15 protein-coding genes are annotated in these 14,880 nt (G+C 68.3%); 7 read left to right on the top strand and 8 right to left on the bottom strand.

What is annotated here, in order from left to right:
• Position 1: 1 nt before the first annotated feature.
• From ctaD to NQ152_RS08015, 3 genes are read left to right on the top strand one after another with little or no spacing between them, the layout of a single operon-like run.
• A complete protein-coding gene (gene ctaD / locus NQ152_RS08005) occupies positions 2-1,765 on the top strand; it encodes a cytochrome c oxidase subunit I (RefSeq protein WP_257523606.1) in 1,764 nt (587 codons plus the stop codon).
• Complete coding sequence (locus tag NQ152_RS08010; protein ID WP_257501825.1) at positions 1,766-2,200, top strand: cytochrome c oxidase subunit 4; 435 nt, start codon at positions 1,766-1,768, stop codon at positions 2,198-2,200.
• 10 nt (positions 2,201-2,210) lie between these two features.
• Positions 2,211-3,008 carry a protein phosphatase 2C domain-containing protein gene (locus NQ152_RS08015; RefSeq protein ID WP_257523607.1) on the top strand — a complete coding sequence of 266 codons (798 nt, stop codon included), beginning with the start codon at positions 2,211-2,213 and terminating at the stop codon, positions 3,006-3,008.
• Positions 3,009-3,011: 3 nt separating this feature from the next.
• Here NQ152_RS08015 and NQ152_RS08020 read toward each other — a convergent pair whose 3' ends face one another.
• The 5 genes from NQ152_RS08020 to NQ152_RS08040 form a co-directional block, all read right to left on the bottom strand.
• Complete coding sequence (locus tag NQ152_RS08020; protein WP_257523608.1) at positions 3,012-3,431, bottom strand: rhodanese-like domain-containing protein; 420 nt, start codon at positions 3,429-3,431, stop codon at positions 3,012-3,014.
• A gap of 292 nt (positions 3,432-3,723) precedes the next feature.
• On the bottom strand, positions 3,724-5,532 hold the full coding sequence (locus NQ152_RS08025; protein ID WP_374113579.1) for a cytochrome bc complex cytochrome b subunit: 1,809 nt from the start codon (positions 5,530-5,532) through the stop codon (positions 3,724-3,726).
• Positions 5,533-5,588: 56 nt separating this feature from the next.
• Positions 5,589-6,647 (bottom strand): ubiquinol-cytochrome c reductase iron-sulfur subunit, encoded by a 1,059-nt coding sequence (locus NQ152_RS08030; protein WP_257501828.1) that lies wholly within the window; start codon positions 6,645-6,647, stop codon positions 5,589-5,591.
• Between the two features lie 51 nt (positions 6,648-6,698).
• Positions 6,699-7,499 carry a c-type cytochrome gene (locus NQ152_RS08035; RefSeq protein ID WP_257501829.1) on the bottom strand — a complete coding sequence of 267 codons (801 nt, stop codon included), beginning with the start codon at positions 7,497-7,499 and terminating at the stop codon, positions 6,699-6,701.
• Between the two features lie 17 nt (positions 7,500-7,516).
• Positions 7,517-8,116 carry a heme-copper oxidase subunit III gene (locus NQ152_RS08040; RefSeq protein WP_257501937.1) on the bottom strand — a complete coding sequence of 200 codons (600 nt, stop codon included), beginning with the start codon at positions 8,114-8,116 and terminating at the stop codon, positions 7,517-7,519.
• Between the two features lie 228 nt (positions 8,117-8,344).
• Here NQ152_RS08040 and trpD point away from each other — a divergent pair, with 228 nt between their 5' ends.
• The 4 genes from trpD (at position 8,345) to NQ152_RS08060 (ending at position 12,375) form a co-directional block, all read left to right on the top strand.
• Positions 8,345-9,406 carry an anthranilate phosphoribosyltransferase gene (gene trpD / locus NQ152_RS08045; RefSeq protein WP_257523609.1) on the top strand — a complete coding sequence of 354 codons (1,062 nt, stop codon included), beginning with the start codon at positions 8,345-8,347 and terminating at the stop codon, positions 9,404-9,406.
• 94 nt (positions 9,407-9,500) lie between these two features.
• A complete protein-coding gene (locus NQ152_RS08050) occupies positions 9,501-10,007 on the top strand; it encodes an aromatic ring-opening dioxygenase LigA (protein WP_257523610.1) in 507 nt (168 codons plus the stop codon).
• A 16-nt stretch (positions 10,008-10,023) separates the two neighbouring features.
• Positions 10,024-11,019, top strand: coding sequence for a PHP domain-containing protein (locus NQ152_RS08055; RefSeq protein WP_257523611.1), 996 nt, complete (start codon positions 10,024-10,026; stop codon positions 11,017-11,019).
• 63 nt (positions 11,020-11,082) lie between these two features.
• Positions 11,083-12,375, top strand: a complete 1,293-nt coding sequence (locus NQ152_RS08060; protein WP_257523612.1) for a CynX/NimT family MFS transporter — start codon at positions 11,083-11,085, stop codon at positions 12,373-12,375.
• 53 nt (positions 12,376-12,428) lie between these two features.
• Here the strand turns inward: NQ152_RS08060 and NQ152_RS08065 are convergent, their stop codons facing one another.
• The 3 genes from NQ152_RS08065 to NQ152_RS08075 form a co-directional block, all read right to left on the bottom strand.
• Positions 12,429-12,758: an SHOCT domain-containing protein gene (locus NQ152_RS08065; RefSeq protein WP_257501834.1), complete on the bottom strand. Its 330-nt coding sequence runs from the start codon at positions 12,756-12,758 to the stop codon at positions 12,429-12,431.
• 147 nt (positions 12,759-12,905) lie between these two features.
• Positions 12,906-13,568, bottom strand: a complete 663-nt coding sequence (locus NQ152_RS08070) for a response regulator transcription factor (protein ID WP_257501835.1) — start codon at positions 13,566-13,568, stop codon at positions 12,906-12,908.
• On the bottom strand, positions 13,565-14,746 hold the full coding sequence (locus NQ152_RS08075; protein WP_257501836.1) for a sensor histidine kinase: 1,182 nt from the start codon (positions 14,744-14,746) through the stop codon (positions 13,565-13,567). The genes NQ152_RS08070 and NQ152_RS08075 overlap by 4 nt, the downstream gene beginning before the upstream one ends.
• Positions 14,747-14,880: the final 134 nt, after the last annotated feature.

Here is a 14,880-nt window from a genome sequence, read left to right on the forward strand (position 1 = left end):
CATGGCGACGACACTTCCATTGCAGGAGAACACGCCGGGTCGCCCGACGACCCTTCCTCCCCGTCAGGCTGCCCTGATGAGTGCCACGCGCACGGAGCAGAAGGGCAACATCGTCGTCAAGTGGATCACTTCCACGGACCACAAGACGATCGGGTACATGTACCTGATCGCGTCGGTGCTGTTCTTCATGCTGGGCGGCGTGATGGCGCTGATCATCCGTGCTGAGCTGTTCGAGCCGGGCATGCAGATCGTGCCGACCAAGGAGCAGTACAACCAGCTGTTCACGATGCACGGCACGATCATGCTGCTGATGTTCGCGACCCCGCTCTTCGCCGGTTTTGCGAACGTGATCATGCCGCTGCAGATCGGCGCTCCGGATGTGGCGTTCCCGCGTCTGAACGCGTTCGCGTTCTGGCTGTTCCTGTTCGGCTCGATCATCGCCGTGTCCGGGTTCCTCACCCCGCAGGGCGCGGCATCCTTCGGCTGGTTCGCGTATCAACCGCTCGCGAATGCCACGTTCTCACCAGGGGTGGGCGGCAATCTCTGGATGCTGGGCCTGGGGATGAGCGGTTTCGGTACGATCCTGGGTGCGGTGAACTTCATCACCACGATCATCACGATGCGCGCGCCCGGGATGACGATGTGGCGGATGCCGATTTTCACCTGGAACACGCTGGTCACCAGCATCCTGATCCTGATGGCCTTCCCCGTCCTGGCGGCGGCGATCCTGGCGGCCGCGGCCGACCGGGTCCTGGGGGCGCACATCTACGACCCGGCGAACGGTGGTGTGCTGTTGTGGCAGCACCTGTTCTGGTTCTTCGGGCATCCCGAGGTGTACATCATCGCGCTGCCGTTCTTCGGCATCGTCTCGGAGATCTTCCCGGTGTTCAGTCGCAAGCCGATCTTCGGGTACAAGACCCTGGTGTACGCCACGATCGCGATCGCGGCGCTGTCCGTGGCGGTGTGGGCGCATCACATGTACGTCACCGGGGCGGTGCTGCTGCCGTTCTTCGCGCTGATGACGATGCTGATCGCGGTGCCCACCGGGGTGAAGATCTTCAACTGGATCGGCACGATGTGGCGCGGCTCGGTCACTTTCGAAACCCCGATGCTGTTCTCGCTGGGCTTTTTGGTCTCGTTCGTGTTCGGCGGTCTGACCGGTGTGATCCTGGCCTCCCCGCCGCTGGATTTCCACATCTCGGACACCTACTTCGTCGTCGCGCACTTCCACTACGTCGTGTTCGGCACCGTGGTGTTCGCGATGTTCGCCGGGTTCTACTTCTGGTGGCCGAAGTGGACCGGCAAGATGCTGAACGAGCGCATCGGCTACGTGCACTTCTGGATGCTGTTCATCGGCTTCCACATGACCTTCCTGATCCAACACTGGCTGGGTGTGGACGGCATGGCGCGTCGCTACGCGGACTACTCCGCGGCCGATGACTGGCTGTGGGAGAACCAGGTCTCCACCGTCGGGGCGATGATCCTCGGCGCGTCGATGATCCCGTTCCTGTTCAACGTCTGGATCACCGCCCGCAAGGCGCCCAGGGTGACCGTGAACGACCCGTGGGGGTATGGCGCATCGCTGGAGTGGGCGACATCCTGCCCGCCACCGCGGCACAACTTCACCTCCATCCCGCGGATCCGCAGCGAGCGCCCCGCGTTCGACCTCAACCACCCCGAGGCCGGAATACCCGTCGGCGTCGGCCCCGCGAAGGACGCCCCGTCCGCCCCGGTTGTCGACCTCGCCGAGGGAGAGGTCAAGTAGATGCGTACCAATACCGGACTGTGGTGGTTGCTCTCCGCGTTCTTCATGCTCGTAGCGGTGACGTACACGCTGTGGAGCATCCTGGTGAACCTCATCAACCCGTGGTACATCGCCGTCGAGTGGGTGGGCACGATCGCCCTCCTGTTCGGCAGCCTGATGGCCGCGCTGATCGCCTTCTACATCGGGCGCGTGCACAAGGCCCAGGGTGGCGAACTGCCCGAGGACATCCTCACCTCCGACATCGACGACGGTGACCCCGAAGTCGGCGAGTTCAGCCCGTGGTCGTGGTGGCCGATCGTGCTCGCCTTCTCGGCGGCGATCGGCATACTCGGGCTGGCCATCGGCAGCTGGCTGATGCCGATCGGTATCGGGGTGTTCCTGGTCGCCATCGTCGGTTGGGTCTACGAGTATTACCGCGGATACTTCGCGCACTGATCGTTCCGGCGTGTCGGCCGTACGGCTGACGGTTGGCGCCGTCTCGGACGTCGGCAAGCACCGGGCGGTCAATCAGGACGCAGCATTCACCGCGCCGTGGGGGGCGGCCGTTGCCGACGGTGTCGGCGGCGGGCCCTCCGGCGACCTGGCATCGGCGGCCCTGCTGCACCGACTCGTCGCCGGCACGTTCATTGTTCGGGATGCCGAGGACCTCGCCGTCCGGATCCGCGAGGCCAACTGGGACCTGCGCGCACACACCGAACGCGACGCCTCGTTGCGCGGCATGGCGACCACTCTTACCGGGGTCTTCGTCACGGACAGCGGGGGACTCCTGCTGGCGCACACGGGGGACTCGCGCGCCTACCTCCTGCGCAGGGGTGCACTCACGCGTGAGACGCGCGATGACTCCTACGTGCAGGCCCTGCTGGATCGGGGTCTGATCGCAGCGGAGGCCGCGGCATCCCACCCGCGACGGAACATCATCACGGCGTCTCTGGGTGGCGCTGAGGACGATACGATCGCCGTCCTGAGCCGGGAGCCGCTGATGGGCGATCGCTGGCTCCTGTGCAGCGACGGCGTGACGGACTACCTTCCCGACGCCGAGCTCACGCGAGTGCTGGAGACCACCCCATCTCCTCAAGCCGCCGCGGCAGGGGTCGTCTCTCTCGCCCTGGCGGCCGGTACGCGCGACAACGTCACCGCCGTCGTCTGCGACGTCACGACATCCGTCGGCTCGTCCGCGCGCGCCCGACCGACCTTCTACGGCGCCGCAGCGGACCGCTTCTGCGAAGAGCTCGCCTCGGCGTAGCGCTCAGCCCGGGACCGGCGCGCGAACGACCATCACGCGGTCATCGAACCGGCGGGGGAGCGCACCGCTGTCGTTCTCGGTCGGCTGACCCTCCCGCAGCCAGTACTCGTATCCGCCGATCATCTCCTTGACCGAGTAGCCGAGAGCCGCGAACTCGAGCGCTGCCTTGGTGCCCGCGTTGCAACCCGGGCTCCAGCAGTAGACGATGACGGGAAGAGCGGGGTCCAGCTCGGCCGGTGCGCGGTCGCGGATGTCTTGCCGGCGCATGTGCACAGCGCCGCTCACCCGACCCTGGGCCCACGCCTCGTCGCTGCGCACGTCCACGAGGATGAACCGCTCTCCGGCGCGCTGAGCGGCATACACATCGGATGCGTCCGTCTCGTGCGCGAGCTTGGCGGAGAAGTAGGACAGAGCGTCGGTCACGCTGCCCACGCTATGGCGCGCGCCCGCCCGCGGCATGCCGTCACTCGGCCGTCCTCCGCCGGATTCCTGCCGTGTCCGTGCGCGGCTCCCGGGCATGACGGAGCTCCCCTGTCGCAAGCTGCGGGGTCCGTCGGCGAGTTGTGACAGGGGAGCGGGGGACTGGCTGGAAAGCGGGGGACTGGCTGGAAGGCGGGGGACTGGCGGGGGAGCGGGGGACACTGGCGGGGGAACGCAGAAGGCCCCGGCGGACACCGTGGGTGTCGTGCCGGGGCCTTCTGCGGGTCGGGCCGGATTAGGAGCCGGACTCCTTCTCGCGCTTGCGCGGCTTCTTCGTGCCGTCGTCGGAGACGATCACGTTGGACGGGCGAACCGCGGTCTCCGAGCTGTGCCCGTCGTCGATGGGCACGTGCGGGGCGTCCGGAACTCCTGCGCGCTCGTGGGCGCCCTGCAGCTCCGCGTCCTCCTCGGTGGCGATGTGCTCCAGCTCGTGGTGCTGGTGAGCTGCCGCGGCGTCGAGCTCGGACTGCGTGAGCGGCGCTAGACGGTCCTCGAACAGTGTGCGCGACAGAACCGCACGCACATTCTCGTACCAGGGGATACGTCCCTTGGCGTTGGGCCGCACGACGAGGGGCTCGTAGTTGTCGTTGTCGACGAGCTTCCAGCGCTCGTATTCGTCGACGGGCTGGTGCACCTCGATGTACTCGCCACCGGGAAGGCGGACGATGCGACCGGACTCGTAGCCGTGCAGTGCGATCTCGCGGTCCTTCTTCTGCAACGCGATGCAGATCCGCTTCGTGACGAAGTAGGCGATCACCGGTCCGAGGAACAGGAGGACCTGCAGGCCGTGGATCACACCTTCCATCGTGAGGTAGAAGTGCGTGGCGATGATGTCCGAGGATGCCGCGGCCCACAGCACCGCGTAGAACGTGACTCCGGCAGCGCCGATGGCCGTGCGGGTTGCCGCGTTGCGGGGGCGCTGCGCGATGTGGTGCTCGCGCTTGTCACCCGTGATCCACGCCTCCAGGAAGGGGTAGAGCAGCACCGTGACGATGAACACCCCGAGGATGACCAGCGGCACGAGGATGTTGAACGACCACGTGCGGTCCAGGAAGACGAACTCCCACCCCGGCGGCACGAGTCGGAGCGCGCCGTCGGCGAAGCCGATGTACCAGTCAGGCTGGGTACCGGCCGAGACCGGCGACGGGTCGTAAGGGCCGTAGTTCCAGATCGGGTTGATCGTGAACATCGAGGCGATCAGGACGATCACGCCGAACGTGATGAAGAGGAACCCGCCCATCTTGGACATGTAGACCGGCATCATCGGGTAACCCACGACGTTGCTGTTCGTGCGCCCCGGGCCGGCGAACTGCGTGTGCTTGTTGATCACCATCAGCATGAGGTGCAGCACGAGCAGTCCGACGAGGATCGCGGGCAGCAGCAGGATGTGCAGCGTGTACAACCGACCGACGATCGCCACGCCGGGGAACTCGCCGCCGAACAGCAGGAACGATGTCCAGGTTCCGATCAGGGGGATCCCCTTGACCATGCCGTCGATGATGCGCAGGCCGTTTCCGGAGAGCAGGTCATCGGGAAGCGAGTATCCGGTGAATCCCTCGGCCAGCGCCAGGATGAACAGGATGAATCCGATCACCCAGTTCAGCTCGCGAGGCTTGCGGAAAGCACCCGTGAAGAAGATGCGCAGCATGTGCACGCCGATGCCGGCGACGAAGACGAGCGCGGCCCAGTGGTGGATCTGCCGGACCAGCAGACCACCGCGGACATCGAACGAGATGTTCAGCGACGACTGCAGCGCCGCGGACATCTCGACGCCGCGCATCGGCAGGTATGCGCCGGTGTAGTGCGTGGGCACCATCGATGCCTGGAAGAAGAAGGTCAGGAACGTCCCGGACAGCAGGATGACCACGAAGCTCCACAGCGCGATCTCACCGAGCATGAACGACCAGTGGTCGGGGAAGATCTTGCGGCCGAGTTCCTTCACGAAGCCGGACAGGCTGGTGCGCTCGTCGATGTAGTTCGCGGTTGCCCCGATGAAGCGACCGCCCAGGGGCTTGCCGTCCTTACCGGTGGGAACCGTGGTCAGGTTCTCCTTGACGGCCGGTTCCTGGGTGAGGTTCTCGGTGGGGTGAGTTGACGTACTCAATGGCGCTCCCAGAAGCTCGGCCCGACGGGTTCGGTGAAGTCGCTGCGGGCGACCAGATATCCCTCATCGTCGATGGTGATCGGCAGCTGCGGCAGGGGGCGCGCGGCGGGGCCGAAGATGACAGCGGCGCCGTTCGCCACGTCGAACTGCGACTGGTGGCAGGGGCACAGCAGGTGGTGGGTCTGCTGCTCGTACAGGGCGACGGGGCATCCGACGTGGGTGCACACCTTCGAGTACGCGACGATGCCGTCGTAGGACCAATCGGCGCGCTCGGGCGTCTCGACGAGGTCTTCAGGCAGCAGGCGCATGAGCAGCACGATGGCCTTGGCCTTCGCCTCGAGATAGCCGTCGTCGTGTCCCAGTTCGGCGAGGGCCTGGGGGATCACGTGCACCGCAGAGCCCAGGGTGACGTCGGCGGCACGGATGGGCGTTCCCTCGGGATCGTGGGCAAGGCGCATGCCTTCAGTCCACATGGTCTCTTCGAGGAGGGCAACGGGGTCTTCGCCCTCGGGAGCCAGTCCGCGGAAGAGCACGATGCCCGGGGCGACGGAGGCCACGACCGCGGCGATGAGCGAGTTGCGGATCAGGACGCGCCTGCCGAACCCGGACTCCTCGTTGGCGTCCGCGAAGACCTGGACTGCAGCGGCGCGGGTCGTGTCACGGCCGCGCGTGGCGTGACGAGGCTCGGTGAACTCCTTGTCCGACATGATCGCCTTGGACCAGTGGATCGCGCCGATGCCGAGCGCGAGCAGCGCAAGACCGATGCCCAGGCCGATGAAGAGGTTGTTGTTGCGGATGTCGACGATCCGCCCGCTCTCGATCGGGAAGAGCATGTAGGCAGCGATCGCCCAGATGCTCGCCGCGACCGACAGGTAGAACAGCGTGTAGACCGTGCGGACCGCACGCTTCATCGCCGCGGGGTCCTTGTCGGTCATCCTCTCGCGGTGAGGCGGGAGCACAGGGGGCTGCACCGGGTCGGAAACCGCGACGGCGAGCCCGGGCGAGGGCTTCCAGGAAGCCCTTTCATGCTCGAGCGGGTCGTCCTCGTGTGCCATGGTGATCCTCGTTCGTACGGTGTTCGTAGCTGTGGTCGAAATCGAAATCGATCAGTTGGACTTCGCCGTGATCCACACGGTGATGGCGATCAGACCGCCGATGCCGAAGATCCAGATGAACAGGCCTTCGGAGACGGGTCCGAGGGAGCCGAGCGAGAATCCGCCGGGCGACTCGTTCTCCTGCATGAACAGGAGCGAGGAGATGATGTCGCGCTTGTCTTCGGGCGTCAGGTTCAAGTCGTTGAAGACCGGCATGTTCTGCGGTCCGGTGACCATGGCGGCATACATGTGCAGCGGGCTGGTGCCGCTCAGCGCGGGGGCGTACTTGCCCTCGGTGAGCGCGCCGCCGGCGGCGGCCACGTTGTGGCACATCGCGCAGTTGATGCGGAACAGCTCCGCACCGCGTGCGACGTCGCCCTCGCCGTCGAGCACTTCCTCTGCCGGGTAGGTGGGGCCGGGCGCGGTGGTCTGCACGTAAGCGGCCATCGCGAGGATCTGCTCGTGCGTGAACTGCACAGGCTTCTGCGGCGCCTGGGGCGCCTGCGCCTGCAGCGGCATGCGCCCGGTGGCGACCTGGAATTCAACGGACAGTTCGCCCACCCCGTACAGGGAGGGGCCTGTGCTCGAGCCCTGCAGGTCAAGACCGTGGCAGGTTGCACAGTTCGCCTGGAAGAGCTTCTTCCCGTCTTCGACGGTCAGCGCCGACGAGACGGCGGTGTCGGTGTTCGCTGCCATCGCTGCGGATGCACCGGCGTACACGCCGCCTGTGATCAGGAGGCCGATGCCGATGAGTGCCGCCGCCGCCCAGGGACTGCGACGGCCGTTCGAGCGGCGCTTGGTCTCACGTGCCATTTCGGAAAAGCTCCGCTCTATTTCAGGAAGTAGATGACGAGGAAGAGGGCGATCCAGACGACGTCGACGAAGTGCCAGTAGTACGACACCACGATCGAGGTGGTCATCTCCTTGCGCCCGAAGTTCTTGACGGCGTACGCCCGGCCGATCACGAGGAGGAACGCGAGCAGACCGCCCGTCACGTGCAGGGCGTGGAAACCGGTCGTGATGTAGAACGCGGATGCGTACGAGTCGGACGAGATCGGCATGCCCTCAGCGACCAGCTGGGCGTACTCCCACACCTGACCGGAGACGAAGATCGCGCCGAGTGCGAAGGTCAACCAGAACCACTCCACCATGCCCCAGCCGAGCCATCCGCGCTTCTTGGTGGAGTACGGCTGGAAGCGCTCGGCGGCGAAGACGCCCATCTGGCAGGTGACCGAGGAGAGCACCAGGATGATGGTGTTCACGGTCGCGTAGGGGACGTTCAGCAGTGCGGTGCGATCGGCCCAGAGCTCAGGGGACGTGCTGCGCAGGGTGAAGTAGATCGCGAACAGACCCGCGAAGAACATCACCTCGCTGCCGAGCCACACGATGGTGCCAACAGCGACCGGGTCGGGACGCTTGACCGAGCGCATGGCCTGAGAGTAGGTCGCTGTCGTGGTTGTCACCCCTTCATTATGGCCGATTCCGGCGCGGTATTTTCCATCCGCGCGACCGAATCGGCCCTTCCTCACCTTGACGGCGCTCCGGAGAGGGCCGAGAGTCCGCCGGGAATGTCGCCAGAGGTCGCAGTGAATGTCGGGCGGCCGCAGAGGGACCGCGCGGCGATCGTCCGGCGTGTCGCGCGGCTAGGCTCTTGGCTCATGGCGGAGTTGTACACGTGGCCCGGAATCCTCACCACCCTCCTCGACGGGAGTGACCTCAGCGTGGCCGAATCGACGTGGGCGATGCGGCAGATAATGTCGGGCTCGGCCACCCCGTCGCAGCTGTCCGGGTTCCTGGTCGCCCTGCGCGTCAAGGGCGAAACAGTGGACGAGATCGTCGGGTTCCGGGACGCGATCTTGGAAGCGGCACTGCCACTGCCGGTGGACGCGAACGTGCTCGATATCGTCGGCACCGGCGGAGACCGCTTCGGCACGGTGAACATCTCGACGATGGCTGCAGTCGTGGCCGCGGCATCCGGGATACCCGTGGTCAAGCACGGCAACCGGGCGGCCAGCTCAGCGTCGGGCTCGTCCGACGTGCTCGCCGCGCTGGGCCTGGACCTGGCCATCACGCCTGAGCAGGTCGCGGAGACGCTCTCGCGCGCGGGGATCACATTCGCGTTCGCCTCCGCCTTCCACCCTGGGTTCCGCCACGCCGGTGCCACGCGCCTCGAACTGGGCGTGCCGACGGTGTTCAACTTCCTCGGGCCGTTGTGCAACCCGGCCCGCGCGGAGGCCAATGCGGTCGGCGTCGCCCAGCTGGACCGGGTGCCGCTGATCACCGGCGTGTTCCGCACGCGCGGCGCCACAGCGCTGGTCTTCCGCGGCGACGACGGGTTGGACGAGCTCACGACGACGGGCCACAGCAGAATGTGGGAGGTCAGCCGCGGCGATATCCATGAGCACGACCTGGACCCGCGGGACCTCGGCATTCCCCTCGCGGACATCAATGACCTGCTCGGCGGTGACCCGGCGCACAATGCGCAGGTCGTGCACCGGGTGTTCGATGGCGAGCGTGGGCCGGTGCGGGACATCGTGCTGCTCAACGCCGCGGCAGGCATCGTCGCCTTCGAGCTGTTCCAGGACGCGACGCAGGTGCAGCGGCCGATCCTGGAGCGTCTCGCCGCGGCCAAGGACGCCGCCGCCGAGGCCGTGGACAGCGGCGCGGCAGCGCGGAAGCTGCAGACCTGGGTCGATGCCACCCGCTCGTACGCGGGCTGACGCTCCGCCCGCCCGGCCGGACATGGCCTTACGGTGCTGCCGCGCACGCGGCTAGCGTGAGGACACACGCACCACCCAATCGCAGGAGGATGCCATGACCGATGCCCCGACCACCGCCCCCGCCGACACGGCCGCCGCGGTCGAACCGCCCGCGCGCAAACTCGGGCTCGTCAAGGCCGCCGGGATCCTCGGAATCCTGGGCGGGATCGTGCTGATCGTGGTCGGCATCGTGATCTGGATCGCCGTCTCCACGCAGCTGCGGGCCGAGAACATCACCATCCCCGACGACGCGATGGCGTTCCAGGGGCAGACCGTCGCAGGACCATTCACCGCCTACGTGCAGGCCGACATCATCCAGCACCATGCCCTGGATGCGTCCGGCGGCAAGACGTACGCCGAACTCGCGCAGGACGATCCGGTGCGCCAGACCATGATGACGGCGTCGTTCCTGCGCGCATCGCTGTTCACCTCTGTGGTCTCGTTCGGCGTGGCCGTCTTCGCGATCGGCGTCGGCATCCTGTCCATCCTGTTCGGGTGGGCCATCCACCGACTCGCCACGGCCCCGGTCGTGATCAAGCGGTCCCAGGGCATCGCGACCTGAACGCGCCCGCTTCCCGATGCATCCCTTCGACGCGCTGAACGAGATCGCCACCCTGCTGGAGCGGGAGCGGTCGTCGCGATACAAATCGAAGGCGTTCCGCGCGGCCGCAGACGCGATCGCCGGCCTCAGCGACGAAGAGCTGCGGGACACCGCTGCGCTGCGCCGCCGGAAGGGGATCGGCGATTCCACCTTCGCGGTCATCTCCGAGGCGCTCGAGGGCCGCGTTCCCGGCTACCTCATCGATCTGCGCGAACGAGCGGGCGTGCAGCGGGACTCGACCCTGCGCGCGATGCTGCGAGGCGACCTGCACAGCCACAGCGAATGGTCGGACGGACTGACCTCCATCGACCTGATGGTCCAGGCGGCTCGGAGTCTGGGGCACGAGTACCTTGCGCTGACCGACCACTCGCCGCGGCTGCGGGTGGCCAACGGCCTGTCTCCAGAGCGGCTTCGTGCTCAACTCGACATCGTCCGCGGGATGAGCGGCGACGGCTTCACGCTGCTGTCCGGGATCGAAGTCGACATTCTCGAAGCCGGCGGCCTGGACCAGGAACCGGAGCTGCTGGACGAACTGGACGTCGTGGTGGCCTCGGCGCACTCGAAGCTGCGCATGGAACGCGGCCCGATGACCCGCCGACTGGTCGCGGCGGTGTCCGATCCGCGTGTGGATGTGCTGGGGCACGTGACCGGACGCCTGGTCGAGGGCTCGCGGGGCACGCGCCCGCCGTCCACCCTCGATGCGCGCGCGGTGTTCGAGGCTTGCGCGGCCAACGGCGTCGCGGTCGAGATCAACTCGCGCCCCGAGCGGCAAGACCCCCCCGACGAGATGATCGCGATCGCCCTCGAGGTGGGATGCCTGTTCTCGATCGATTCGGACGCGCACGCACCCGGTCAGCTGTCGCTGCTGGACTACGGGGCCGAGCGCGCGGAGCGGGCCGGGGTGCCCGCCGAGCGCATCGTGACCACCTGGCCGCTGGAGCGACTGCGGGAGTGGACATCGCGCGGCCGCTGACGCCGCGCTCGAGGGGTAGCGTCAAGCGGTGACCTTCCTGCGGATCGGCCCCCTGGTGCCCGCGTGAGCTCGACGCCCGCGGCACGCGCGAGGCGCGGCATCCCCTGGTTCATCGTGGCGGGACTGCTCGTCGCGGCGCTCAGCCTGCGGGGGCCCATCGTCGCACCGACACCTGTGCTGCGCGACATCGAGGCGGACTTCGGCATCGGCTCGGCCACCGCGGGGCTGCTGACGACCGCGCCGGTGCTCATGTTCGCGCTGCTGACCCCGATCGCCGCGCTGGTGATCCGCAGGTCGGGCGCCGAGCCGGCGCTGATGCTCTCACTCGGCGGTGTGCTGCTGGGCACGGTGATCCGCGCCTTGCCCGGATACGGCTGGATGCTGGCCGGAATGTTCGTGATCGGGGCCGCGGTGACCATCGGCAACATCGTGATCCCCGTCATCATCCGCCGTGACGTGCCACCGGCGCACGTCGGCGTGATCACCGCCGCGTACGTGGCGATGCTCAACGCAGGCTCGCTCGTCACCTCGCTGCTGACGGCACCGCTGGCCGCGGTGATCGGCTGGCCGGCGGCGCTGCTGTCGTGGGTGCTGCTGACCATCGCGGGGGTCGCCCTGTGGGGCGCGCACCTCTCCCGCAGCCGGCGTTCCGGCGACGGGCACGAAGACCGGTACTCCGGGCGTGAGCTGCCTAGCGAGGGCGCAGCGCCCTCGGTCCGCGACATCGATTCGACCACGATCACCGGCCCGCTGCCGGTCGCGGCGCGGGGACGGCAGGAGCGCACCATCCTCCGGCGGCCGGTCACCTGGCTGCTGCTGGCGGCGTTCGCAGCGCAGACCACGATCTACTATTCCCTCTCCACGTGGCTGCCGACGCTGACTGCCGACGAACTGGGGCTGGATCAGACAGCCGCAGGCGCCTTGGCGTCTGTGTTCCAGGGCGCGGCCATCGCCGGCGCGTTCGTGGTGCCGCTGCTCGCCCGGTTCACCCCCGCGATCGTGCCGACGCTGACGATCTGCGCGTCGTGGCTGATCCTGACCGGGGGGATGCTGCTGGCACCACAGCTCACGTGGCTGTGGCTGATCGTCGGGGCGGTCGCCCACGCCGGCGGCTTCGTCGTCATCTTCACCGCGCTCGTGACGGTGGCGCGCAGCGACCGTGAAGCTGCGGGGATGTCTGCGCTCGTGCAGGGAGGCGGGTACGCGTTCGGGGCGGTGGGTGCACCCGTGATGGGTGCGCTGCACGAGTGGACCGGGGGCTGGACGCTCCCGCTGGCGGTTCTCCTCGTGCTGGCCGTGCTCTACTGCGTGGCGCTTCTCGCGGCCGGCCGTGCAGCACGCACCAGCCGGCGCTGAGGTCCCGCGACGCGCCGCCCGGGGCAGAACGGCGCGTCGTTCCTGCGGTGTACTCAGGATCTCGGTGCGGCGTTCGCGCGCAGCACCTCGAGCCGCGCGCGATACTCCACCTCGTCGATGTCGCCCTTGGCATAGCGCTCGGCGAGGGTGAGCTCCGCCTGCCGCAGCGGGCTCAGCCGGCCGTGCGGTCCGTAGCCGTTCTCGATCGCCGCGCGCCGCCAGCGCCGGCCGAACAGCGCGAACAGCAGGGCGAACAGCAGGATCCAGAACAGCGGAATCAGCAGGAACCACCACCCGAAGCCAGGCCCCCACCCGACGAAGTGCCGTTCGGCGGCGGAGGCGGCTGCGGTGACGTTCTGGACGGCGGCGAGTGCGGTGGACATGGGTTTCCTCTCGGTCGGGACCGCGGCATCCCCGCCAGAGGCAGGGCCGCGATCGCATGAGTCGAGCCAACCCGGGGTGCGGCATCCGCGAATCCGGCCGGGGAAGGCAGTGCGGATGCTTCCGCCGCAGTACGCGCAGGGCGCGGGCTACTGCCAGCCGGGCGCGACCAGACCGGACTCGTAGGCGGTGACGACCAGCTGCACGCGGTCCCGGGCGGACAGCTTCTGCATGATCCGCGAGACGTGCGTCTTCGCCGTCAGTGGAGACAGGAACAGCCGCTGGGCGATCTCGTCGTTGGTCAGTCCCTGACCGACCAGCCGCAGCACTTCGGTCTCGCGCTCGGTCAGCGGGCCGAGGCGATCGGGGTCCGCGGCATCCCGCAGTCCCACGGCGGCGCGCTCGAGCAGGCGGCGCGTGACACCGGGGGAGAGGAGCGCGTCGCCGCCCGCGACGACGCGGACCGCGCGGATCAGGTCGACCGGTTCGGTGTCCTTCACCAGGAAGCCGCTGGCGCCCGCCCGGATGGCCCGGGCGACATACTCGTCCAGCTCGAAGGTCGTGACGATCACGACGCGGACGCCGGCCAGAGCGACGTCCGTCGCGATCTGCTCTGTCGTCCAGAGGCCGTCGCCATCCGGCATCCGGATGTCCAGAAGAGCGACGTCCACGGGCGTCTCGCGGATCGCGCGCAGCAGAGCCTGGCCACCGGAAGCCTCCACGACGACGTCGATGTCGGGCTCCGAGTCCAGCAGGGCACGGAATCCCGCGCGCACGAGCTGGTGGTCATCGGCCAGCGCGACCCTGATCACGCGACACCCTCCCAGGGGATGCGTGCGGTCACCACAGTGCCGGCGCGAGGGGCGGCCGTGATGGTCAGCTCGCCGCCGGCCAGCTCCGCACGCTCGCGCATACCGCGGATGCCGGCGCCGTCGGTCGCGGCCGGACCCCGCCCGGTGCCGTCGTCCTCGACGGTGAGGACGAGCTGATCCCCATCGGCGGAGTGCACCCGGTCGAGGGTGATGGTCGCGGCAGAGCCACCCGAGTGGCGCACGACGTTCGTGAGCGCCTCCTGAGCGATCCGGAACGCGGCGGTCTGGACGGAGCTGGGCGGCAGTGTCTCGCCGAGATGGTCAGCGATGGTCACCTCCAGCCCGAGGCCGGTGCGCTGCGTCGCCAGCATCCCGAGGTCGGCCAGCTGCGGCTGAGGGGTGAGCGGCGCGGTGATCGGGGAGGCTTCGTCCCCGCGCAGGAAGGAGAGCACTCCGCGCACTTCGTCCAGTCCGGTCGCACTGAGCGCGCGGATGTTCGCGAGTGCCTCGCGGGCGCGCTCGGGTTCCCTGTCGAACAGGTGCAGCCCGACTCCGGACTGCACGGCGATCTGGCTCAGCGAGTGCGCGAGGACGTCGTGCAGTTCGCGTGCGATGCGCGTGCGCTCCTCCTGCTCGACCGTCCGCCGCCGCTCCTGAAGCTGGGCGCGGCGTTCGGTGCCGCGGTCCATCCGTCGCCGGATGCCCTCGCCGATCGCGAAGCACGCGGCCAGGGCGAGTGTCGTGATCGCGACGCGGAACGGGTGCACGCCGTCGGGATTCAGCAGCCCCAGAGCGACGATCGCGACCAGCCACGCCGCACCGACCGAGATGAGCGCCCAGAGGCGGGCGCGTCGAGCCACCGCTCCGATGATCGCGAAAGCGAGCGCGACGTACGGGGGTGACAGGTCGGGTGGCACGAACAGATCCGCCACGGTGAGCGCCGTCACCACAGCGACCGTCGGCCCGGGGTACCGGCGGGCTCCGAGCAGAGCCAGGGCGGATGCCGCAGCCAGCGTGACGCTCAGCGCGGCGTACCCGAAGGGGACGCGCTGCCAGAGCGAGATGCCCACCGTGCCGGGAACCTGGATGAGCAGCGCCAGCACCACCGGGACGACCAGCAGAACTACCGGGTTCGGGCGCGAGCGGGAGCCGGAACCGTCCCAGCGCTCATCCGACATGGCACCCACGCGACACGGGGCTCATCCGGCGCAGCCCCCCTCGAGGGAGGCTGGTGCGAGATGGTGCTGACCCGGCATGGGCTCGATCGTACGCCGCGACACCGTGCGTCTCGTCGGCGCCCGGAAGGTGGCCG

This window comes from Microbacterium sp. zg.B48 (assembly GCF_024623505.1).
GTDB lineage: Bacteria > Actinomycetota > Actinomycetes > Actinomycetales > Microbacteriaceae > Microbacterium.